Here is a 20,204-nt window from a genome sequence, read left to right on the forward strand (position 1 = left end):
CAACGGTGCCTGACCGGCGACCCTCCAGGGGCCGCGACCTCGAGCGCGCCAGCGCTCCAACTAATCAGTGATCCCGGTGACGAGCCACTGCCGCGGCCACCGCGCCGCCGGCCGCGCCGAGGGCGAGGGCGGTCGGGACGCCGATCTTGGCGGCCTTGCGGCCCGTGCGGAAGTCGCGGATCTCCCAGCCCCGGTTCTTGGCGACCTCGCGCAGGTCGGAATCGGGGTTGATGGCGACGGCGGTGCCGACCAGCGAGAGCATCGGGACGTCGTTGTGGCTGTCGGAGTAGGCGGTGCAGCGCTTGAGGTTGAGGCCCTCGCGGATGGCCAGGGTGCGCACGGCGTGCGCCTTGCCGAGGCCGTGCAGGATGTCACCGACCAGGCGGCCGGTGAACTTCCCGTCGACACTCTCGGCGACGGTGCCCAGCGCGCCGGTCAGGCCGAGGCGCTTGGCGATCACATTGGCCAGCTCCACCGGCGTGGCGGTGACCAGCCACACCTGCTGGCCCGCGTCGAGGTGCATCTGGGCCAGCGCGCGGGTGCCCGGCCAGATCTTGTCGGCGATGATCTCGTCGTAGATCTCCTCGCCCAGCGCGGCGAGCTCGGCGGTGGGCCTGCCCGCGATGAAGCTGAGCGCCTTCTCCCGGCCCGAGGCCATGTCGGAGGAGTTCTCCTTGCCGGTGACCCGGAACTTCACCTGCTTCCAGGCGACGTCGACCAGGTCGGAGGTCTTGAAATACTTGCGTGCGGCCAGCCCGCGGGCGAAGTGCACGATCGAGGCACCCTGCACGAGGGTGTTGTCGACGTCGAAGAACGCGGCGGCGGTGAGGTCGCGCGGGACCTCGGGGCCCGTGTCCTCGCCCTGCTCGGCCAGTTCGGCGTCGTGCAGGGTGAGCGCGGCGTCGGCACTGGCCTCACCGGCCAGATTGGCGCGCAGCTCCTCCTCGCTCGGCCCGAACGGGCTGCGTGGCAGCCGTGCGAACTGCTCCTGTAGCTCCTGACCGAGGCGGCTGGGCTGCCACCGTGCAGGGAACTCCCCGAATCGCCCTGCGACGAATCCGGCCCTAGTCACCTTCGAACGTTCCGGCACCAGTACCCTCCGCTAGTCGCGCGAACCATGTCCACAGTAACCGGATTCACCGACAACCCGCGCCGGGCTCGGGGATTAAATAAGGGTCATGACGAATCCCACACCCACCGTGACCCTGTTGACCCGCGCCGGTTGCGGTATGTGCACCATCGCACTGGCGCAATTGGAGACGATCTGTGGTGATTTCGGTCTCCCGGTGCACACCGTCGATGTGGACGAAGCCGCGGTCAGCGACCCCGCCCTGCGCGCGGAGTACGGCGATCGGCTGCCGGTGGTCCTGTTGGACGGCCGTGAACACAGCTATTTCGACGTCGACGAGCCGCGTTTGCGGGCAGACCTGAGCCGTTTCGCTGGTCGCGGCGGAAAATGAGGCCAATTTCACCGACTTTGTGAACGCCTGCACAAGCGGTTACGGTGGTGGCACGCAATCCGCACCGCCGCTTCACGCAGCGGCGGTGGCCGGGTTTGTGACAGCCCCCCATGGACCGGCCGCCGCCTCACCGCGCGGCGACCAACCCCGGTGAACGAACGACAGGAACCGGACCGCGATCAGGCCCGGCACGAGGAGCCGACGACGTGACAGAGCAGCACGAGACGCCCGGTGGCGTCTCCGGCAAGGCTCTTCAGCGGGACATTCCGCAGGCCACGGTGACTCGTCTCGCTACCTATCTCCGGGTTCTCGCCGGGTTGGCCGACGAGGGTGTAGCCATCGTATCGAGTGAGGAACTCGCTGTCGCGGCGGGTGTCAATTCGGCGAAGCTGCGTAAAGATCTTTCCTTCCTCGGACCCAACGGTGTGCGGGGTGTCGGCTATGACGTAGCCAAATTGCGCACGAGGATCGAGGATGTGCTCGGTCTGTCGCAGGGACATCGGGTGGTGCTGATCGGTGCGGGCAATCTCGGCCGCGCACTGGTCGGTTACGGCGGTTTCGGGGTACGAGGCTTCACCGTGGTCGGGATCTTCGACAACGACCCGGCGGTGATCGGCCAGTCGTACGCCGGTCTCGTCGTGCGCGATGTCGAGCGGCTCACCGACCAGATCCCGGCCCTCGCCCCGACCATCGCGGTGGTCGCGGTCCCCGACGAGGCCGCCCAGGACGTGTGCGATCACCTCGTCGCGGCCGGGCTGCCCTCGATCCTGAGCTTCGCCCCGTGCGAGCTGCGCGCGCCCGCCCACGTCGAGGTCCGCCGCGTCGACCTGGCGATGGAACTGCAGATGCTCTCGTTCGACGCCGCGCGCAACGACGCGCCCGCGCTGCCCGAGGCCGCCGGCGCCGGGTCGGCCCGGGTCGCGCGCCGGGTGCCGCCGCAGAACCATCCCGCCCTCACGCATCCCGCGCCGGTCGAACCGGCGCGCGCCCGGCCGCAGCGACGCACCGCGTCGCACGCGACCACGCCCCACTCGGCAACGGAGCCAAGCACCAAGGGATCGGTGATCACCCCATGAGCGTTCTATTGGTCGGGATTTCGCACCGGAGTGCGCCCGTCTCCGTGCTCGAGAAGGTTGCCATCAGCGAGGCCGACCGGCCGAAGCTGGTCGACCGGCTGCTCGCCTCCAGCCACGTCTCCGAGGCGATGATCGTCTCCACCTGCAACCGCGTCGAGGTCTACGCGGTGGTCGACGCCTTCCACGGTGGCCTCGGCGAGGTCAGCGACCTGCTCACCCGCCACTCCGGGCTGCCGCTGGGCGATCTCACCAAGCACGCCTACGTGCGCTACAGCGAGGCCGCCGCCGAGCATCTGTTCGCGGTGGCCAGCGGCCTGGACTCGATGGTGGTCGGCGAGCAGCAGGTGCTCAGCCAGATTCGCAGCGCCTACGCCAGCGCCGACGGCCAGCAGGCGGTCGGGCGCACCCTGCACGAGCTGGCCCAGCACGGCCTGCGGGTCGGCAAGCGGGTGCACTCGGAGACCGGGATCGACCGGGCGGGCGCCTCGGTGGTGTCGGTGGCGCTGGACCGGGCGCGCGGCATCGTCGGCGAACTCGGCGGCCGGACCGCGGTGGTCCTCGGGGCCGGGGCGATGGGCGGCCTGGCGGTCGCGCATCTGTCGCGGGCAGGGATCGGGCGGATCATGGTGGTCAACCGGACCGTCGAGCGCGCGCAGCGGCTGGCCGAGACCGGGCGCACCATGCACGGCGTCGACGCCGAGGCGATCGAGATGTCGCGGCTCACCGAGGCCATGGCCGGTGCCGACGTGGTGATCACCTGTACCGGCGCGGTGGGCTCCGTGGTCACCCTGGCCGACACCCACCGCGCGCTCGCAGGCCGCACCCGTACCGACGCCGCCGAGCGGCCCCTGGTCTTCTGCGACCTCGGCCTGCCGCGCGACGTGGAACACGCCGTGGCCGGACTGCCCGGCGTCGCCGTCATCGACATCGAATCGCTGCAGCGCGATCCGGCCGCGGGCGCCGCGGCCGACGACACCGCCGCCGCGCGCCTCATCGTCGCCGACGAACTCACCAAATACCTTGCCGGGCAACGCATGGCGGAGGTCACCCCCACGGTGGCCGCGCTGCGCCAGCGCGCCGCCGACGTGGTGGAGGCCGAACTGCTCCGCCTCGACTCGCGCCTGCCCGACCTGGCCGACCCGGCCCGCGACGAGGTGGCGCGCACCGTGCGCCGCGTCGTCGACAAGCTGCTGCACGCGCCGACGGTGCGGGTCAAGCAGCTGGCGTCCACCCCGGGCGGTGACAGCTACGCCGAAGCGCTGCGTGAGCTGTTCGAACTCAAACCCGGTGCGGTGCAAGCGGTTGCCGCGCCGATGGAGGTCGCGGCCGCCGAGTCCGCGCTGGCCGACGACTTCACCGCAGGGCACCTCGGCGATGGGCAGGCCCGCATGACCGAGTCGCAGGAGGAAACGGCATGACCACGACAGTGCAGGAAGAGGACACCGTGACCGCAGGCAGCCTTCGCGCGCCGTGGCGGATCGGCACGCGCGGCAGTTTGCTCGCCCTGACACAGGCGGGCACCGTTCGCGACGCGCTGATCGCGGCGGGCCAGCCCGCCGAGCTGGTCGTCATCAAGACCCCCGGCGACCTGTCGTCGGATCCCGTGCAGAAGATCGGCGTCGGCGTGTTCACCTCCGCGCTGCGCGACGAACTGGCCGCGGGCACCATCGACGTGGCGGTGCACTCCTACAAGGATCTGCCCACCGCGCAGGACCCGCGCTTCACCATCGCCGCCATTCCGCCCCGTGAGGACCCGCGCGACGCGCTGGTCGCCCGCGACGGACTGGTGCTGGGCGAACTGCCCGCGGGCGCGGTGGTCGGCACCTCGGCGCCGCGCCGGGCCGCGCAGTTGCGCGCACTGGGACTCGGCCTCGAGATCGTCCCGCTGCGCGGCAACATCGACTCGCGGCTGCGCAAGGTGAGCGAGGGCGAACTCGACGCCATCGTGATCGCCCGCGCCGGCCTGTCGCGGATCGGGCGCACCGACGCCATCACCGAATCGCTCGAGCCGGTGCAGATGCTGCCCGCCCCCTCACAGGGTGCCCTGGCGGTGGAATGCCGCAGCGACGACCCGGACCTGATCGCCATCCTGGCCGAACTCGACGACGAACCGACCAGAGCCGCGGTGCTCGCCGAGCGCGCGCTGCTCGGCGAGCTCGAGGCGGGCTGCACCGCCCCGATCGGTGCCATCGCCGAGGTGGTCGAGTCGATCGACGAGGACGGGCGCATCTTCGAGGAGCTCTCGCTGCGGGCCTGTGCCGCGGCGATCGACGGCTCCGATGTGCTGCGCGCCTCGATCGTCGGCGCGCCGCAGGACGCGGCGGAGCTCGGCCGCACGCTCGCGCGCGAACTGCTGGATCTCGGCGCCCGCGCTCTGCTGAGCGTGGACGAGCCGGCCCCGGCCACAGACTTCACCAATTCCAGCCCGATGGAGAACAACCGATGAGCAGCCGAGCCACCAAGAAGCAACCAGGGCGGATCCTTTTCGTCGGCTCCGGCCCCGGCGATCCGGCCCTGCTGACCGTGCGTGCCCGTGAAGTGCTCGAGCGGGCGACGCTGGCGTTCACCGATCCCGATGTCGACAAGGGCGTGCTGGCGCTGATCGGCGGCGCGGTCGAGGCGAACGAGGACGGCGAACGTCCGGTCGACGTGCGGCCCGCCCTCGGCGAACCCGCCGAGGTGGCCAAGACGCTGATCGCCGAGGCCCGCAACGGCCACGACGTGGTGCGTGTCGTCGCCGGTGACCCGCTGACCACCGATTCGGTGATCAACGAGGTCAATGCCGTGACCCGCTCGCACATGGTGTTCGAGGTGCTGCCGGGCCTGCCCAACGGCTCCGCGGTGCCCAGCTACGCCGGGATCGCGCTGGGCTCCGGGCACACCGAGGCCGATGTGCGCGGCGAGGTCGACTGGGCGGCGCTGGCCGCCGCGCCGGGCCCGCTGGTGCTCAACGCCACCTCCGGCCACCTGGCCGAGACCGCGAGCGCGCTGGTGGAGCACGGGCTGGCCCCGCAGACGCCGGTCGCGGTGACCGTGCGCGGCACCACCCGTCAGCAGCGCACCATCGAGGCCACCCTCGCCACCCTCAACAACGCCGCCTCCGAGCTGGTCGGTCCGCTGGTGGTGACGGTCGGCAAGGAGGTCGACAAGCGCTCGAAGATGTCGTGGTGGGAGTCGCGGGCGCTCTACGGCTGGACCGTGCTGGTGCCGCGCACCAAGGACCAGGCAGGCGAGATGAGTGAGCGCCTGGTGACCCACGGCGCCATCCCGATGGAGGTGCCGACCATCGCGGTCGAGCCGCCGCGCAGCCCCGCGCAGATGGAACGCGCGGTGAAGGGCCTGGTCGACGGCCGCTACCAGTGGGTGGTGTTCACCTCCACCAACGCGGTGCGCGCGGTGTGGGAGAAGTTCGCCGAGTTCGGTCTGGACGCGCGCGCGTTCTCCGGGGTGAAGATCGCCTGTGTCGGTGAGGCCACCGCGGAGAAGGTGCGTTCCTTCGGCATCAACCCCGAGCTGGTGCCCAGCGGCGAGCAGTCCTCCGAGGGCCTGCTGGCCGACTTCCCGCCCTACGACGACGTGTTCGACCCGGTCAACCGGGTGCTGCTGCCGCGCGCCGATATCGCCACCGAGACCCTCGCCGAGGGCCTGCGCGAGCGCGGCTGGGAGATCGACGACGTCACCGCCTACCGCACCGTGCGTGCCTCGCCGCCGCCCGCGGAGACCCGCGAGATGATCAAGACCGGCGGTTTCGACGCGGTCCTGTTCACCTCGTCCTCCACGGTCCGCAACCTGGTGGGTATCGCGGGCAAGCCGCACGCGCGCACCATCGTGGCCTGCATCGGCCCCAAGACCGCCGAGACCGCGATCGAGTTCGGCCTGCGGGTCGACGTGCAGCCCGAGACCGCCCAGGTGGGCCCCCTGGTGGAGGCCCTGGCCGAGCACGCCTCGCGCCTGCGCGCCGAGGGCCTGCTGCCGCCGCCGCGCAAGAAGAGCCGCCGTAGCAGCAGCCGCTAGCCGGCGAACGAGACCCGAAGGCCCGCCCATCGTGGCGGGCCTTCGTCGTATCGAGATCACCGGCTGTAGCGCAGCAGCGTGCGCACCAGCCGGCAGGTGGCGTCCGAGGGCGCCCGCAGCTCGATCTGTTCGGCGGTGCGGCGGATGGTGTCGTTGGTGGCCTGGTTGGGCAGGTACACCCCGCTGTCGAGCAGCGCGATGGTCAACCGCATGGCCTTGAGCCTGCGGTTGTGCGCGATGTACCAGCGGCGCGGCCTGCCCGCGGGCAGCCGCTTCTTCTCCAGCGGCACATACGGTGCGATGAATCCGGACTTCGACGTTGCGGCAATGGCGTTCATGGCGTCCTCCCGTCGCGAATGGGTCCCCGTCCCCGATCGCCGGGAACCCTCGAACACGCTTTCGATTGTACCGAGGGGGTCCGACAAGTTTCGTGATCCGCTCGCGGAAGCCATTGAGCTCCAGTCGGATTCGATCGTATCCACCGGCCCCGCGCGGCGTTGCGCCGGGAGTCTGTCGGTGGGCTGTGCTCTAGTGACACCAGGATTCGGTGGCACAGTCGACGGGGGAGGAGACACGATGACAACGGAGGAGATCACCCGGCGCCTCGGCGCCCATGTGGAGGCCGACGAACTGCTCGGGCTGGCCTGGCTCGTCGCCGTCGGCGACCGGGTGTCGACCGGCGCGATCGGTCATCTCGACCAGGCGCGCGCCGCGCCGGTGCGCACCGACAGCCTGTTCCGTATCTCCTCGATGACCAAACCGCTCACCGCGGCGGCCGCCGCCGTCCTCGTCGACGACGGCCTGCTCGACCCGGCCGAACCGGTCGACCGCCTGCTCCCCGAACTCGCCGACCGTCAGGTGCTCATCCACCCGGGCGCCGAGGTCACCGACACCGTCGTGGCGCGGCGCCCGATCACGGTCGACGATCTGCTCACCTTCCGGCTCGGCTGGGGCATGGACTTCACCGACTTCTCGCCCAAGCCGTTCGACGCCGCCTGGAGCGAGCTCGGTCTGGGCTGGGGCCCGCCGACACCCGCGCAACTCCCGCCGGGGGACGAGTGGCTGGCCCGGCTCGGCACCCTGCCGTTGCAGTACCAGCCGGGGGAGCGCTGGCTCTATCACGTCGGCGCGCCGATCCTGGGCTTCCTCGTCGGCCGGGCGGCGGGCACCTCGTTCGCGGAGTTCCTCGCCGAGCGCGTGCTGGACCCGCTCGGGATGACCGACACCGGCTTCTGGGTCCCGCCCGAACGACTCGACCGGTTCGGCCCGCACTACACCGAACGCGACGGCGAGCGCGTCGTGCACGATCCGGTCGACGGCCAGTGGAGCGCGCCACCGGCCTTCGAGGGCGGCGGCGACGGGCTGGTGTCCACCGTCGCGGACTATCACCGGTTCGCCCGGATGTTGCGCGACGGCGGCGTGTTCGACGGCGTGCGGGTCCTGTCCGAACGGGCCGTGACAACGCTCACGACGAATCACCTCACCGCCGAGCAGCTCGCGCGCGGCGGCCCGAATCCCGACGGCAGCGCGGGCTGGGGCCACGGCATGGGTGTCCAGCTCACCGACTTGCCGGACGGCCCGCGCGCCGGTTCCTACGGCTGGGCGGGCGGTCTCGGCTCCACCTGGAGCAACGACGGACCGGTGACCGGAATCCTGCTCACCAACCAGACCTGGGGGTCGGCCGGACCCACCCCGGTGTTTGCTGCGTTCGAGTCGATCCTGGGTGAATTATCGCGCTCCGGCGAGGCGCCCTAGGCGGCGCGACCACGCCGGGCACGCAGGCGTACTCTGCGGAATATGACCGCTTTCGACCGCCCACGGCGGTTGCGCAGGACCCCCGCACTGCGTCGGCTCGTCGCCGAGACCACGCTCGAGCCGCGCCACCTCGTACTGCCGATGTTCGTCGCCGACGGCATCGACGAGCCGCGCGAGATCAGCTCGATGCCGGGGGTGTACCAGCACTCGCTGGACTCGCTGCGCAAGGCGGCCGTCGAGGCGGTGACCGCGGGCGTGGGTGGGCTGATGCTGTTCGGCGTCCCGCTGCCCGAGGACAAGGACGCCACCGGCAGCCAGGCCAGCGATCCGCGCGGCATCCTCAACCGCGGCCTGCGCGCGCTCGCCGAGGAGGTGGGCGACTCGACCGTGGTCATGGCCGACACCTGCCTCGACGAATTCACCGACCACGGCCACTGCGGCGTGATCGGCCCCGACGGCGGGGTCGACAACGACGCCACCCTGCACCGCTATGTCGAGATGGCGCTGGCCCAGGCCGAGGCGGGCGCCGATCTGCTCGGCACCAGCGGCATGATGGACGGCCAGGTCGGCGCGATCCGGCGCGGCCTCGACGCCGTCGGGCACACCGACACCGCCATCCTGGCCTACGCCGCCAAGTACGCCTCGGCCTTCTACGGCCCGTTCCGTGAGGCGGTGGGCTCCTCGCTGGAAGGCGACCGCCGCACCTACCAGCAGGACCCGGCCAACCGCCGCGAATCGCTGCGCGAACTGGATCTCGACCTGGCCGAGGGCGCCGACATCGTGATGGTCAAGCCCGCGATGTCCTACCTCGACATCCTGCGCGACGTCGCCGACCGCTCGACCGTGCCGGTGGCCGCCTACCAGATCTCCGGCGAGTACGCGATGATCACCGCCGCCGCCGAACGCGGCTGGATCGACCGCAGGGGCGCGATCCTGGAATCGCTGGTCGGCATCCGGCGGGCGGGCGCGGACATCGTGCTCACCTACTGGGCGACCGAGGCTGCACACTGGCTGTCGTGATCGTTCCACCGAACAAACCAGAATCCCTCCCGATGCCGGAGGACGTCGGCACCGCACGGCAGCTGTGGTGGGGCGTGGCCGGCCTCGGCGTGATCTACACCGGCGCGAGCGTGGCCACCATGTACGGCCGCCGCGGGGACCTGAGCAAGCAGTTCCTCGACGAGATGCACAAGACCGACCCGAACATGCCCGCCTCGACCGTGGACGTACTGATCCTGGCCGCCTTCGTGCTCACGGCGGTGGTCGGGCTGCTCGTGTGCGCCCTCACGGTGGTCATCGCCCATCAGCTCGGGCGCGGCAAGTCCTGGGCGCGCACCCTGCTGACGGTGGCCGCCGTCTGGCTGGCACTGGGCGCGATCGCCACGATGTTCAACATCGCCGCCGTCACCGGTGCCGCCGCGATGATCAGCGGGGCGACGGCGATCGTGCAGGGCGTGCTCGCCGCGGGCGCGGCGTATCTGAGTTTCCGCCCCGACTCCACGCGGTACTTCCAATTGAACAAGCGGTGAACACCGGGTAGACCCCGGACGTCGTTGGCCGCTCACCGGCCACAGTGTATGGTGAGGATGGTCACACTGAGCGGAGGCAATGATGCGCGTGGTGATCCAGCAGCCCCACAGTCTGCGACGCGATTGCTTGGTCATCGGATTGATGGTTCTGCTCGTGGTCGCCACCATCGCACTCGTGCTGCTCCCGAGCATTGTCGGCTGACGCCACCGCGCTGCGGCGCGACGACGCTGTGATGCTGTTCTCCGAACCCGGCGCCCGCTGGCGCGCGGTCGCCTACGGTCCCGTCCTCTGCGCGGTCATCCTGCTCGTCGAATGGGCCACCGGCAGCACGCTGCACGGTTTCGCCCTCGGCTTCTGCGCCCTCGCCCTCGGTGGTTTCACCGCACTGCAGGTGGTCGCCGGTCGCGCGCACGCCAGGGTCGAACTCACCCCCGACACACTGCGGCAGGGCACCGAATCCGTAGCCGTGGCCCGCATCGCGGCCGTGCTGCCCGCCGACGACGACGATGCCGCCGAGGCCCGCGCGCTCGGCGAGCTCAGCGGCATGCCCCGGCGCCGCCGCGGCATCGGCCTGCGCCTGGCCGACGGTGCCGTCGTACGGGCGTGGGCGATCGACCACACCGGGCTGCGCGCCGCACTGGCCACCGCCCTGGCAGGATCGCGGGAATGAATCGCTGGATCGTCACGGCGCTGACGGAACTGGCCCTGGCCGTGATCTTGCTGGCGGGCGCGGCCTACAGCTGGGGCAATGCCCGGCGCACCACCGAATTCGTGGGCACCGACGAGCACCCGGGTTTCGAGGCGGTGCGGTATGTGCCGCCGCTGATCGTGCTGGCCACCGGGTTGGTGATCGTCGCCGGTCTGCTGGTCATCGATGCCGTCGCCCGCGCGGCCGCCGCGCGCTCTGTAGCACCTCGGCCGGTCGAACCGATGCACTGAGTGAAGCGAATTCCGATGTGTGCGTTGGGGTTCGGAACGCACCGAGGAGGACACCGATGATCAGCAAGCTCGCCGCCGGAATCTGTACGGCCGCCGCCGCACTCGCCCTCGCCGCCGCGCCCGCCCAGGCCGCTCCCGGCCTGCCGCTGACCCCGTCCGCCGAACCGGCCGCGGACGGCTTCGCCCCCGAGACCGGCTCCGGCGGGATCTACAACGGCATCATGTGCCAGCTGCACACGCTCTCCGCCGAGATCCCCTGCATGTACACCTAGCCGGTCCACGCCTGGTAGATGTCGAGCAGCCTGCCGCCGCGCGTGCCGGGCGCGTTGAGATACACGCTGACGGTGCCGTCGGGATGTCCGGCGGCCTCGGTCACCACCTGCCGCAGCGTGGCGTGCACGCCGCCCCGCTCGTCGCGGTAGAGCGCGGTGTCGCTGTGCAGGCCCGCGCCGATCCGGTCGGGCGGCACGAACATCGCCGTGACCGCCGGGATCGGGCCCGCGCCGAGCGCGACGGTCTCCTCGTGGCTGAGCGTCACCCCGATCCGGTCGGGCTGGATCTGCGGGGCGAGCGCGCCCGCCGCCGGTGCGCCGAACAGGACCCCGGCCGCGACGAAGCCCGTGCCAAGGGCAGTGCTGGTGACGCCGAAACGCATGGAATACCCTCTCGCTGAAACCTGGTGACGAGCCGCCCGGGGCGGCAGAGCAGCCCGCAGCGTAGCCCCGTGCCGGTGCGGCCGGATCGAATTCCCGCGCGGATCACGGCGGTGTGTCGGGCGTGTCGCCGGTGGGTCGCTGCGGTCTGGGTCACTGTGCTCCACCCTGTCGTCCGGCGCGCCGAGGCAAGCTGAGACACTGGAATCCGTGAGTTCTTCTCCGCGCGCGACCAGGACCAGCCCCTCGCAGGTGCCGGTGTCCGCCCAGCTCTTCGAGCGGGCTGCTTCGGTGATCCCGGGTGGCGTGAATTCGCCGGTCCGCGCGTTCAATTCGGTCGGCGGCACGCCGCGCTTCATCGCCTCCGCCGACGGCTACACCCTGCGTGACGCGGACGGCAACGAGTACGTCGATCTGGTGTGCTCGTGGGGTCCGATGATCCTCGGGCACGCGCACCCGGCCGTCGTCGAGGCGGTGCAGCGGGCCGCCACCGGTGGCCTGTCCTTCGGCGCGCCGACCGAGGCCGAGATCGAGCTCGCCGAGGCCATCGCCGCCCGGGTGGAACCGGTCGAGCGGGTGCGCCTGGTGAACTCGGGCACCGAGGCCACCATGAGCGCGGTGCGCCTGGCCCGCGGCTTCACCGGCCGCACCAAGATCATCAAGTTCTCCGGCTGCTACCACGGCCACGTCGACGCGCTGCTGGCCGACGCCGGGTCGGGCGTGGCCACCCTCGGCCTGCCCACCTCGCCGGGCGTGACCGGCGCCCAGGCCGCCGACACCCTGGTCCTGCCCTACAACGATCTCGCCGCCGTGGCCGCCGCCTTCGAGGCGCATCCGGGGCAGATCGCGTGCGTGATCACCGAGGCCGCCGCGGGCAACATGGGCGCGGTCGCGCCGCTGCCCGGCTTCAACGAGGGCCTGCGCACGCTGGCTCACGACAACGGCGCGCTGCTCATCATGGACGAGGTCATGACCGGTTTCCGGGTGAGCGCCGCGGGCTGGTACGGCCGCGAGGGCGTCGCCGGTGACCTCTACACCTTCGGCAAGGTGATGAGCGGTGGCCTGCCCGCCGCCGCGTTCGGTGGACGCGCCGAGATCATGAACAACCTCGCCCCGCTCGGCCCGGTCTACCAGGCGGGCACGCTGTCGGGGAATCCCGTCGCCGTCGCGGCCGGTCTGGCGACCCTGCGCGCCGCCGACGACACGGTGTACGCGGCACTGGATCGCAACGCCGACCGGCTCGGCTCGCTGTTCGCGAAAGCGCTCACCGAGGCCGGGGTCGAGCATCAGGTCCAGTTCGCAGGCAATATGGTGAGCGTGTTCTTCGCCGAGCGCCCGGTCACCGACTACGCCGCCGCCAAGGCGAGCCAGACCTGGCGTTACCCCGCTTTCTTCCACGCCCTGCTCGACGCGGGCGTGTACGCGCCGCCGAGCGCGTTCGAAGCGTGGTTCGTCTCCGCGGCACTCGACGAGGACGCGTTCGACCGTATCGCCGCCGCTCTGCCCGCCGCCGCCCTCGCGGCCGCGGCCGCAACCCCCGAAGGATCCACAGCGTGAGCTCCGACCAGCCCGACGCAGAATTCGCCACCCCCGACGACGCGGCGCAGGCGCCGCATCCGGCTCCCGCCGCGGCGCCGCCCGGCCTCGACGACGACCCGTCGACCGTGGAGACCATCGTCCACGTGCTGCGCCACGGCGAGGTGCACAATCCCAACGGCATCCTCTACGGCCGCCTGCCCGGTTTCAGCCTGTCGGTGACCGGTCGCTCGCAGGCCGCCGCCGTCGCCCGCTCGCTGGCCGACCACGACATCTCCCTGGTGATCGCCTCCCCGTTGCAGCGCGCCCAGGAGACCGCCGCCCCCATCGCCGCCGCCCACGACGTGGTCGTGCGCACCGACGAGAACCTGATCGAGGCGGGCAACACCTTCGAGGGCCTGCGCGTGTCGGTCGGTGACGGCGCGCTGCGCAAGCCGCGGCACTGGTGGAAGCTGCGCGACCCGTTCACCCCGTCCTGGGGCGAGCCGTACCTGCAGATCGCCCATCGCATGCTGGCCGCGGTCAACAAGGCGCGCGTCGAGGGCGCCGGGCACGAGGTCGTGTTGGTCTCGCATCAGCTCCCTGTGTGGACGCTGCGCCGGTTCCTGCAGGGTCAGCGCCTCTGGCACGACCCGCGCAACCGGCAGTGCTCGCTGGCCTCGCTCACCTCGCTGGTCTATCACGGCGACACCCTCGTCGACATCGTCTACTCCGAGCCCGCCGGGGCCTCGGATCCGGCGGTTCACGGCGCATGAGCGGCACCACCGCATCGGGACCCGCCCGTGGCCGTCGGCCGCGGGTGCTGACCGTCGCGCTGTCCGCGCTGCTGGTGATCGTCGCGGCAGCGGGCTGCTCGACCGGTACCGATGCGGTGGCAACCGGTGGCGGCACCTTCGAATTCGTGTCGCCGGGTGGTAGAACCGATATCAGATACGACCCGCCCGCCAGTCGCGGGACGATCGGCACGCTCTCGGGGCCCGACCTGATGAACGAGGGGAAGACCGTCTCGGTCGACGATTTCCCGAACCAGGTCGTGGTCGTGAATCTGTGGGGGCAGTGGTGTGGCCCGTGCCGCGCCGAATCGCCCGCACTCGAAAAGGTCTACGCGGCGACCAAGGACAAGGGCGTCGCGTTCCTGGGCATCAACGTCCGCGATCACCAGCGCGACAAGGCCCAGGACTTCGTGGTGGACAACAAGATCGAATACCCGTCCATCTACGACCCGTCGATGCGAACCTTGCTCGCTCTCGGCGGAAACTTTCCCACCAGTGTCATTCCGACCACGCTGATTCTCGATCGTCAGCACCGGGTCGCCGCGGTCTTCCTTCGCTCGCTCTTGGCCGAAGACCTGCAGCCCGTGGTCGAGACCATCGCCGAGGAGAAGCAGTGAGCCGTCGTCGTCCCGGAAATCTGACCGCGTGTCGTCCCCGCCAGGGCGCCCGCAGGATGGGTGCGGGCTGGACCGTTGACGATCGTTGGGCGGGCATCGCGACCGTGCCGCGCAGCGTCGCCGGTGCCGGCCTGTTCGATTTCGGCCCGTCGGAACCGGCCGAGACCGAGCGCACACTGTCGTTGCCGCGCGACGAACAGCGTGACGAAGACACCTCAGAGTGATGGTGCTCGCCGCAGTCGGGGATTCCTTCCAGCAGACCGCGGCATCGGGTCCGTTGCTGCTGGCGCTGGGAGCCTGCCTGCTCGCGGGCCTGGTGTCGTTCGCTTCACCGTGTGTCGTGCCGCTGGTGCCGGGCTACCTGTCGTATCTGGCCGGGCTGGTCGGTGCCGAGGCGCCGCCTGCCACGGCCGCGCAGGCGGGCACGCTCACCGCGACCCGTCGTAGCGCCAAGCTGAGGGTCGCCGGTGCCGCGGGACTGTTCGTCGCCGGGTTCACGGTGGTGTTCGTGCTGGCCACGGCCACCGTGTTCGGCGTGATCCAGACCCTCAATGTCAACCGGGAGCTGCTGCAGCGCATCGGCGGTGTGGTGACGATCCTGATGGGTCTGGTGTTCATCGGCCTGGTGCCCGCGCTGCAGCGCGACACCAGGATGGAACCGCGCCGGTTCACCAGCATCGTCGGCGCGCCCCTGCTGGGCGGGGTGTTCGCGCTGGGCTGGACGCCGTGTCTGGGCCCGACGCTCTCGGGTGTGATGGCGGTGTCGGCGGGCACCGAGGGCACCACCGCGGTGCGCGGTGTGGTGCTGATCGTGGCGTACTGCCTCGGGCTCGGCCTGCCCTTCGTGGTGCTGGCCTTCGGCTCGGCGGGCGCGCTGCGTGGTGTGGGCTGGCTGCGGCGCAATTCGCGCACCATCCAGGTAATCGGGGGTGTTCTGCTCGTCGCCGTCGGCGTCGCACTGGTCACGGGGGCATGGGACCAGTTCGTCGGCTGGGTGCGCGACGGTTTCGTCTCCGAGGTGACTCTCCCGATCTGATGACTGACACACTGACTCCTCCCACCGCCCCCTCCCCGCCCCGCAGGCAGTCGCTGCCGGGCCGTGCCTGGGCCCTGATCCGCAACTCCTGGCGCGGCCTGACCAGCATGCGCACCGCGCTGGTGCTGCTGTTCCTGCTGGCCCTGGCCGCCATCCCCGGCGCGCTGCTGCCCCAGCGCAGCCTCAACGCGCAGAAGGTCGACCAGTACATCGCCGACCGCCCGACGCTGGGTCCGTGGATGGACCGCTTCGAGCTGTTCGACGTGTTCGGCAGCTTCTGGTTCACCGCCATCTACGTGCTGCTGTTCATCTCGCTGGTCGGCTGCATCCTGCCGCGCTGCTGGGACCACTTCCGGGCCCTGCGCACCCCGCCGGTGGCCGCGCCGCGCAACCTGGGCCGCCTGCCGCACCACGGCAGCGACACCGTCGACGAAGACGCCGCCGCGTTCGTCGAGCAGGCGCGCGAGCAGCTGCGCGGCTGGCGCACCGAGGTGCGGCCCGGTCAGCGCGACGGCGAGGTGACGCTGTCGGCGGAGAAGGGGTACCTGCGCGAGTTCGGCAACCTGGTGTTCCACCTGTCGCTGGTGGGGCTGCTGGTCGCGATCGCGCTGGGCAAGCTGTTCGGCTACGAGGGCAATGTCATCGTGATCGCCGACAACGGCCCCGGTTTCTGCACCACCTCGCCCGCGGTGTTCGACTCCTTCCGCGCGGGCAATGTCAACGACGGCACCGGGATGACCCCGCTGTGCGTGCGCGTCAAGGACTTCAAAGCCGACTACCTGCCCACCGGCCAGGCCGAGATGTTCACCTCGAACATCGAATACCAGTCCGGCGCCGACCTGAGCACCGATACCTGGCGCAGCACCGAACTCGCCGTCAACCACCCGTTGCGCGTGGCCGGTGACCGCGTCTACCTGCAGGGCCACGGTTTCGCGCCGACGTTCACCGTCACCTTCCCGGACGGGCAGACCCGCACCGAGACCATCCAGTGGCGCCCCGACGACGCCCAGACCTTCCTGTCCAGCGGCGCGCTGCGCATCGACCCGCCCGGCGGCATGTACGCCACCGACGAAGAACGCCGCCAGAACCAGATCGCCATCGAGGGCCTGTTCGCGCCCACGGCGTTCTTCCACGGCAGCCTGCTCACCTCGTCGTTCCCGCGGATGGACGATCCGGCCGTCGCCGTCGACATCTACCGCGGCAACACCGGCCTGGACACCGGCCGCTCGCAGTCGCTGTTCGCGCTGGACCCGGAGATGATCAAGCAGGGCAGGCTCACCAAGGAGGCCAGGGTCAACCTGCGTCCGGGGGAGTCGACCACCCTGCCCAACGGCACCAAGGTGAGCTTCGACGGGGCCGAGGAGTTCGTCAACCTGCAGGTCTCGCACGATCCCGCCCAGCAGTGGGTGCTGATCAGCGCGCTGACCATGATGGCCGGACTGCTGGTATCGCTGCTGGTGAAGCGGCGCCGGATCTGGGTCCGGGCCTACCCCGCCGAGAGCGGTACGGGTACCGTGGACCAACGACGCACCGTAGTAGAGATGGGCGGCCTGGCCAGAAGCGATCAAGCGGGCTGGGGCGGCGAATTCGATCGACTGCGGGCACGGCTGCTGGGAGCGGAGAACTGATGCGGATCGACGAGACGCTGGCACGGTACAGCGATTTCGCCTTCATGTCGGCCATGGCGATCTACGCCCTGGCCACCGTTCTGCTGATCGTGCAGTACGCCTCGGCGCGCGCCAAGCAGGTCGCCGCCCGCGAACTGGTCACCGTCGGCGCCCCCGCCGACCCCGCCCTGCCCGGCCGGATCGAGGCGCCTCCGGTCAAGCCGCTCAGCGAACGCCTCGGCAACATGGCCTTCGCCGTGCTGATCGTCGGCGCCGCGCTGCACGTGGGCTCGATCGTGCTGCGCGGATTCGCCACCCACCGCTTCCCGCTGGGCAACATGTACGAGTTCACCACCATGGCCACCGCGGCCGCCGTGGTGATCGGCCTGTACTTCCTGCGCGACCACCGCTACCGGGCCATGTGGGCGTTCCTGCTGGTCCCCGTGCTGATCCTGATGTTCCTGGCGGGCACCGTCCTCTACGCCGACGCCGCCCCCGTGGTCCCCGCGCTGCGCTCGTTCTGGCTGCCCATCCACGTCACCATCGTCAGCATCGGCAGCGGCGTCTTCCTGGTCTCCGGCGTAGCCAGCCTGCTGTACCTGTACCGCATGCGCCAGCCCGCGGGCGAGGAGTCGAACAACATCCTCGGCACCATCGCCCGCCGCCTCCCCGACGCCCGCACCCTCGACCAGCTCGCCTACAAAACCACCATCATCGGCTTCCCCCTCTTCGGCGCGGGCGTAATCCTCGGCGCCATCTGGGCCGAAGCCGCCTGGGGCCGCTTCTGGGGCTGGGACCCCAAAGAAACCTGCTCCTTCATCGCCTGGGTCCTCTACGCCGCCTACCTCCACGCCCGAGCCACCTCCGGCTGGCGAGACACCAAGGCCGCCTGGATCAACATCGCCGGCTTCGTCGCGATGCTGTTCAACCTGTTCATCATCAACATGGTGATCTCGGGCCTGCACAGCTACGCCGGGTTGAACTGAAAGTCCTCTACCAGGGTCCTCCGGCAGTCCGGGAACCTTCGCCTTGGCCGCCCGCAAGTTCCATCCGATGACCTTTGGTGAGACCGGCCTGCCGAGCTCCAAAAATCCGTTGAGAACGTGGGTAAAAGCATGTTCAGTCAGCGCATGGGAATCGCACGCCAGGGAACCCGGATTTTGAACCTCAACGGCGAACGCTACAGGTGGGTGGTGGCGCCGGATGACGAACCGGGCTTGGCGATCGTCGTGGAGATAGCCGAGGGGCACGGCCAGCGAATGGTCACCTGGGTCGATCACGGCACGATCATTACTCCACGTCTGGTCGCGAGGGTCGTACACAGAGCACTCAACCGGGGCTGGACTCCGAAGCAGCGTGGCACGCAGGTCGACTATCGGATCGAGGGTGGGCCGACGATGGTCCAGACGTGACAAAGCTGCGGGGCGAGGAACTGCCGCCGGGGAGAATCGGGCAGTCGGGAACCTCTTCGGGGGATGTGTGGTCACCGTCGGTGCTGTGCGCGAACACACCGTGCTCCTCGACCCACCAACCATCGAGAGTGAGCACATCGGACCATGGGAGAGTCTGCCTTGTGAGGTCCAGCAGTGCCCCTATCCGCTCCAGAAGCCGATGAGGTCCTTGTCGGCTGCTTTCGACATGCGTAGCCACTCGACCAAGTGGTCGCCGAGGTCGTCATCGCCGGGAATGTAGTTCGCCCACTGCTCGAGCTCGCTGGCGCACTCCTGATTGCTCAGGTGTCCCCACCCGTTCCATCGGGCGCGGTTGAAGCTCGATGCCAAGCCGGGGATATCCGGAAAGGGGTCCAGGTTCGTCAAGTTCGTCGCCAAGCATTCGATGGCGAAGGGCAGGTGCGGGTCGGTGAGCCGGAACTCCACCTCACCACCGTCTTCGGACAGTTCGTCGCAGATCGATTCCAGTGCATCGATGTAGTACTCGGCGAAGTCGGCCGTGAAAGGTCCCCCCGCGAAGATCGCCCTGAGTGCCTGTTCGCTGCGCGCGGCTCGGCGGTCGTCGTTCCCGAGGGACGCGGCTGGTGCGGCTGCCAGAACACGACTCAGCCGCTGCTCGTCGTGGGATCCGATGACGGCTCTGACCTCGGCCAGGTCGACGAGATAGACGTGCAGAGTCCGTGCTGAGCCGCGAATCCTATTTGCGGGAAACGACGCTCGTGCCAGTGCTCTACGGTGCGCATCGAACAGTGCCGGGGACGGGTTCGGTCGGGAAACGGTGACAGGTTGGTCCCAGGGAATGTGCGGCAGGCTGATCACTCGCCCGCCGCGTTTGTAGACGGCCGGAACAGCGCCGGGGATGATCGCATACGAGATATCGTCCTCGATCAGGAATTCCCATGCCCCGATCCGGAAGACGTACAGCTCGTCGTTCTCGGTGATCTCCCGGTCGTCGATACAGAATGTGCCGAAATCATCCGGCCGGTTCGGTTCGAACCTCGCTCGAACGATCTCACGGGCCTCGTCATGACTGACAGTCATCGTGGCGCCATACCTTTGCAGCGCCCACACGAAACGGCGTCGCTCGGCCTGCAGTCTCTCGACGTACTCGTCTGCACCGCGCACCCCAGCGCTGCATCCCACCCGCGCAGCATAGGTCGAGCGGCGACCACGCACCACGGAATTTTCGGCGGCTCTACGATTCGGTGGATGAACACCGTGCTCGAGTCAGCGCCGTATCTCACCGAGTGCGCCGGGTGTGGCGAGCAGGTCGAAGTCACGGTCGCCGAGGTGTTTTCGGCTGGGAGGCACCAGTGGGATGTCGAGGGTGACTGTTCGGGGTGTGGGTGTCGGTGGAGTGAATGTGGTTATCCGGCACCGTTGGATGGCATGCGGGCGGCGATCATCGCTGCGAACGGTACGTCGACTCTTCGGGTTGTCGGGGGCGGCGCCATGTCTGTGGTGATGGGGGCGCTTCGGAAGAGCAGGGTGTTGTCGCTGGTGGAGGCCCGTGTGATGGCTGAGGAACTGTGCGGTGAAGGCGTCGAGGGGACTCGGGTCGAGGTGGAGGTGTTGGCGGCTTCGTTGCGGGCGGTGGGGATGACTGTGGATATCCGGTCGGCGGGTCGAGGTCGAATGGTGTTGGGGCCGTGGACGTAGCATCGGGTGGTGCGGGTGCGGTGGATCGTTGATCTTCATGAGGAGTTTCCCGGGGCCGCTGTTGTCGCGGAGGCTGTGGGGGATGCGCTGATCGTGGG

The 20,204-nt window shown here is 69.9% G+C and carries 24 protein-coding genes; 20 read left to right on the forward strand and 4 right to left on the reverse strand.

Annotation, left to right across the window (positions count from 1 at the left end; all coding sequences use genetic code 11):
* Positions 1-64 precede the first annotated feature (64 nt).
* On the reverse strand, positions 65-1,090 hold the full coding sequence (locus tag ACWEMY_RS05055) for an HAD family hydrolase (RefSeq protein WP_452388958.1): 1,026 nt from the start codon (positions 1,088-1,090) through the stop codon (positions 65-67).
* A gap of 88 nt (positions 1,091-1,178) precedes the next feature.
* Here ACWEMY_RS05055 and ACWEMY_RS05060 point away from each other — a divergent pair, with 88 nt between their 5' ends.
* The 5 genes from ACWEMY_RS05060 (at position 1,179) to ACWEMY_RS05080 (ending at position 6,550) form a co-directional block, all read left to right on the forward strand.
* Positions 1,179-1,460, forward strand: coding sequence for a glutaredoxin family protein (locus ACWEMY_RS05060; protein ID WP_375930387.1), 282 nt, complete (start codon positions 1,179-1,181; stop codon positions 1,458-1,460).
* 206 nt (positions 1,461-1,666) lie between these two features.
* Positions 1,667-2,536, forward strand: coding sequence for a redox-sensing transcriptional repressor Rex (locus ACWEMY_RS05065; protein WP_452388959.1), 870 nt, complete (start codon positions 1,667-1,669; stop codon positions 2,534-2,536).
* A complete protein-coding gene (locus ACWEMY_RS05070; RefSeq protein WP_375930381.1) occupies positions 2,533-3,954 on the forward strand; it encodes a glutamyl-tRNA reductase in 1,422 nt (473 codons plus the stop codon). The genes ACWEMY_RS05065 and ACWEMY_RS05070 overlap by 4 nt, the downstream gene beginning before the upstream one ends.
* On the forward strand, positions 3,951-4,982 hold the full coding sequence (gene hemC / locus ACWEMY_RS05075; protein ID WP_375930378.1) for a hydroxymethylbilane synthase: 1,032 nt from the start codon (positions 3,951-3,953) through the stop codon (positions 4,980-4,982). Before ACWEMY_RS05070 ends, hemC begins: the two co-directional genes overlap by 4 nt.
* Positions 4,979-6,550, forward strand: coding sequence for a bifunctional uroporphyrinogen-III C-methyltransferase/uroporphyrinogen-III synthase (locus ACWEMY_RS05080; RefSeq protein WP_375930375.1), 1,572 nt, complete (start codon positions 4,979-4,981; stop codon positions 6,548-6,550). Before hemC ends, ACWEMY_RS05080 begins: the two co-directional genes overlap by 4 nt.
* A 56-nt stretch (positions 6,551-6,606) precedes the next feature.
* Here ACWEMY_RS05080 and ACWEMY_RS05085 read toward each other — a convergent pair whose 3' ends face one another.
* The gene (locus ACWEMY_RS05085; protein WP_375930372.1) at positions 6,607-6,888 is read right to left on the reverse strand and encodes a hypothetical protein; all 282 of its coding nucleotides are present in this window, start codon (positions 6,886-6,888) and stop codon (positions 6,607-6,609) included.
* Between the two features lie 238 nt (positions 6,889-7,126).
* On the opposite strand from ACWEMY_RS05085, the gene ACWEMY_RS05090 reads away from it, so the two are divergent.
* From ACWEMY_RS05090 to ACWEMY_RS05115, 6 genes are all read left to right on the forward strand, one after another.
* On the forward strand, positions 7,127-8,305 hold the full coding sequence (locus tag ACWEMY_RS05090) for a serine hydrolase domain-containing protein (RefSeq protein WP_452388960.1): 1,179 nt from the start codon (positions 7,127-7,129) through the stop codon (positions 8,303-8,305).
* A 42-nt stretch (positions 8,306-8,347) separates the two neighbouring features.
* On the forward strand, positions 8,348-9,325 hold the full coding sequence (gene hemB, locus ACWEMY_RS05095) for a porphobilinogen synthase (protein WP_452388961.1): 978 nt from the start codon (positions 8,348-8,350) through the stop codon (positions 9,323-9,325).
* A 32-nt stretch (positions 9,326-9,357) separates the two neighbouring features.
* Entirely contained in the window at positions 9,358-9,834 is a 477-nt protein-coding gene (locus tag ACWEMY_RS05100; protein ID WP_452388962.1) for a hypothetical protein, read from the forward strand.
* A 233-nt stretch (positions 9,835-10,067) separates the two neighbouring features.
* Positions 10,068-10,505 carry a hypothetical protein gene (locus ACWEMY_RS05105; RefSeq protein WP_452388963.1) on the forward strand — a complete coding sequence of 146 codons (438 nt, stop codon included), beginning with the start codon at positions 10,068-10,070 and terminating at the stop codon, positions 10,503-10,505.
* On the forward strand, positions 10,502-10,774 hold the full coding sequence (locus tag ACWEMY_RS05110; RefSeq protein ID WP_452388964.1) for a hypothetical protein: 273 nt from the start codon (positions 10,502-10,504) through the stop codon (positions 10,772-10,774). Before ACWEMY_RS05105 ends, ACWEMY_RS05110 begins: the two co-directional genes overlap by 4 nt.
* A gap of 56 nt (positions 10,775-10,830) precedes the next feature.
* Positions 10,831-11,046: a hypothetical protein gene (locus ACWEMY_RS05115; RefSeq protein WP_452388965.1), complete on the forward strand. Its 216-nt coding sequence runs from the start codon at positions 10,831-10,833 to the stop codon at positions 11,044-11,046.
* Here the strand turns inward: ACWEMY_RS05115 and ACWEMY_RS05120 are convergent.
* On the reverse strand, positions 11,043-11,429 hold the full coding sequence (locus tag ACWEMY_RS05120) for a hypothetical protein (RefSeq protein WP_375930351.1): 387 nt from the start codon (positions 11,427-11,429) through the stop codon (positions 11,043-11,045). The two genes, ACWEMY_RS05115 and ACWEMY_RS05120, sit on opposite strands and share 4 nt — an antisense overlap.
* 208 nt (positions 11,430-11,637) lie before the next feature.
* On the opposite strand from ACWEMY_RS05120, the gene hemL reads away from it, so the two are divergent.
* The 8 genes from hemL (at position 11,638) to ACWEMY_RS05160 (ending at position 18,408) form a co-directional block, all read left to right on the forward strand.
* The gene (gene hemL / locus ACWEMY_RS05125; protein WP_452388966.1) at positions 11,638-12,984 is read left to right on the forward strand and encodes a glutamate-1-semialdehyde 2,1-aminomutase; all 1,347 of its coding nucleotides are present in this window, start codon (positions 11,638-11,640) and stop codon (positions 12,982-12,984) included.
* 107 nt (positions 12,985-13,091) lie between these two features.
* On the forward strand, positions 13,092-13,718 hold the full coding sequence (locus ACWEMY_RS05130; RefSeq protein WP_278261896.1) for a histidine phosphatase family protein: 627 nt from the start codon (positions 13,092-13,094) through the stop codon (positions 13,716-13,718).
* Positions 13,715-14,353 (forward strand): TlpA disulfide reductase family protein, encoded by a 639-nt coding sequence (locus ACWEMY_RS05135; RefSeq protein WP_375930342.1) that lies wholly within the window; start codon positions 13,715-13,717, stop codon positions 14,351-14,353. Before ACWEMY_RS05130 ends, ACWEMY_RS05135 begins: the two co-directional genes overlap by 4 nt.
* Before the next feature lie 56 nt (positions 14,354-14,409).
* Positions 14,410-14,577 (forward strand): hypothetical protein, encoded by a 168-nt coding sequence (locus ACWEMY_RS05140; protein WP_375930339.1) that lies wholly within the window; start codon positions 14,410-14,412, stop codon positions 14,575-14,577.
* A complete protein-coding gene (locus ACWEMY_RS05145) occupies positions 14,577-15,389 on the forward strand; it encodes a cytochrome c biogenesis CcdA family protein (RefSeq protein ID WP_375930335.1) in 813 nt (270 codons plus the stop codon). The genes ACWEMY_RS05140 and ACWEMY_RS05145 overlap by 1 nt, the downstream gene beginning before the upstream one ends.
* Entirely contained in the window at positions 15,389-17,017 is a 1,629-nt protein-coding gene (gene resB, locus ACWEMY_RS05150) for a cytochrome c biogenesis protein ResB (protein WP_452388967.1), read from the forward strand. Before ACWEMY_RS05145 ends, resB begins: the two co-directional genes overlap by 1 nt.
* On the forward strand, positions 17,017-17,982 hold the full coding sequence (ccsB, locus tag ACWEMY_RS05155) for a c-type cytochrome biogenesis protein CcsB (protein ID WP_452388968.1): 966 nt from the start codon (positions 17,017-17,019) through the stop codon (positions 17,980-17,982). Before resB ends, ccsB begins: the two co-directional genes overlap by 1 nt.
* A 144-nt stretch (positions 17,983-18,126) precedes the next feature.
* Positions 18,127-18,408, forward strand: a complete 282-nt coding sequence (locus ACWEMY_RS05160; protein WP_452388969.1) for a hypothetical protein — start codon at positions 18,127-18,129, stop codon at positions 18,406-18,408.
* Between the two features lie 180 nt (positions 18,409-18,588).
* Here ACWEMY_RS05160 and ACWEMY_RS05165 read toward each other — a convergent pair whose 3' ends face one another.
* Positions 18,589-19,488, reverse strand: a complete 900-nt coding sequence (locus tag ACWEMY_RS05165) for a DUF7691 family protein (RefSeq protein ID WP_452388970.1) — start codon at positions 19,486-19,488, stop codon at positions 18,589-18,591.
* Positions 19,489-19,656: 168 nt separating this feature from the next.
* On the opposite strand from ACWEMY_RS05165, the gene ACWEMY_RS05170 reads away from it, so the two are divergent.
* Entirely contained in the window at positions 19,657-20,106 is a 450-nt protein-coding gene (locus ACWEMY_RS05170; RefSeq protein WP_452388971.1) for a hypothetical protein, read from the forward strand.
* Positions 20,107-20,204: the final 98 nt, after the last annotated feature.

Source organism: Nocardia sp. NPDC004415, assembly GCF_053602435.1.

Coding starts and splice junctions, on each gene's coding strand:
- ACWEMY_RS05105 (WP_452388963.1), top strand. CDS start 10,068: ATGCTGTTCTCCGAACCCGGCGCCCGCTGGCGCGCGGTCGCCTACGGT.
- ACWEMY_RS05115 (WP_452388965.1), top strand. CDS start 10,831: ATGATCAGCAAGCTCGCCGCCGGAATCTGTACGGCCGCCGCCGCACTC.
- ccsB (WP_452388968.1), top strand. CDS start 17,017: ATGCGGATCGACGAGACGCTGGCACGGTACAGCGATTTCGCCTTCATG.
- ACWEMY_RS05170 (WP_452388971.1), top strand. CDS start 19,657: ATGAACACCGTGCTCGAGTCAGCGCCGTATCTCACCGAGTGCGCCGGG.
- resB (WP_452388967.1), top strand. CDS start 15,389: ATGACTGACACACTGACTCCTCCCACCGCCCCCTCCCCGCCCCGCAGG.
- ACWEMY_RS05060 (WP_375930387.1), top strand. CDS start 1,179: ATGACGAATCCCACACCCACCGTGACCCTGTTGACCCGCGCCGGTTGC.
- ACWEMY_RS05100 (WP_452388962.1), top strand. CDS start 9,358: ATGCCGGAGGACGTCGGCACCGCACGGCAGCTGTGGTGGGGCGTGGCC.
- ACWEMY_RS05120 (WP_375930351.1), bottom strand. CDS start 11,429: ATGCGTTTCGGCGTCACCAGCACTGCCCTTGGCACGGGCTTCGTCGCG.
- ACWEMY_RS05080 (WP_375930375.1), top strand. CDS start 4,979: ATGAGCAGCCGAGCCACCAAGAAGCAACCAGGGCGGATCCTTTTCGTC.
- ACWEMY_RS05110 (WP_452388964.1), top strand. CDS start 10,502: ATGAATCGCTGGATCGTCACGGCGCTGACGGAACTGGCCCTGGCCGTG.
- ACWEMY_RS05090 (WP_452388960.1), top strand. CDS start 7,127: ATGACAACGGAGGAGATCACCCGGCGCCTCGGCGCCCATGTGGAGGCC.
- ACWEMY_RS05160 (WP_452388969.1), top strand. CDS start 18,127: ATGGGAATCGCACGCCAGGGAACCCGGATTTTGAACCTCAACGGCGAA.
- hemC (WP_375930378.1), top strand. CDS start 3,951: ATGACCACGACAGTGCAGGAAGAGGACACCGTGACCGCAGGCAGCCTT.
- ACWEMY_RS05165 (WP_452388970.1), bottom strand. CDS start 19,488: ATGACTGTCAGTCATGACGAGGCCCGTGAGATCGTTCGAGCGAGGTTC.
- ACWEMY_RS05070 (WP_375930381.1), top strand. CDS start 2,533: ATGAGCGTTCTATTGGTCGGGATTTCGCACCGGAGTGCGCCCGTCTCC.
- ACWEMY_RS05085 (WP_375930372.1), bottom strand. CDS start 6,888: ATGAACGCCATTGCCGCAACGTCGAAGTCCGGATTCATCGCACCGTAT.
- ACWEMY_RS05145 (WP_375930335.1), top strand. CDS start 14,577: ATGGTGCTCGCCGCAGTCGGGGATTCCTTCCAGCAGACCGCGGCATCG.
- ACWEMY_RS05135 (WP_375930342.1), top strand. CDS start 13,715: ATGAGCGGCACCACCGCATCGGGACCCGCCCGTGGCCGTCGGCCGCGG.
- hemB (WP_452388961.1), top strand. CDS start 8,348: ATGACCGCTTTCGACCGCCCACGGCGGTTGCGCAGGACCCCCGCACTG.
- ACWEMY_RS05140 (WP_375930339.1), top strand. CDS start 14,410: ATGGGTGCGGGCTGGACCGTTGACGATCGTTGGGCGGGCATCGCGACC.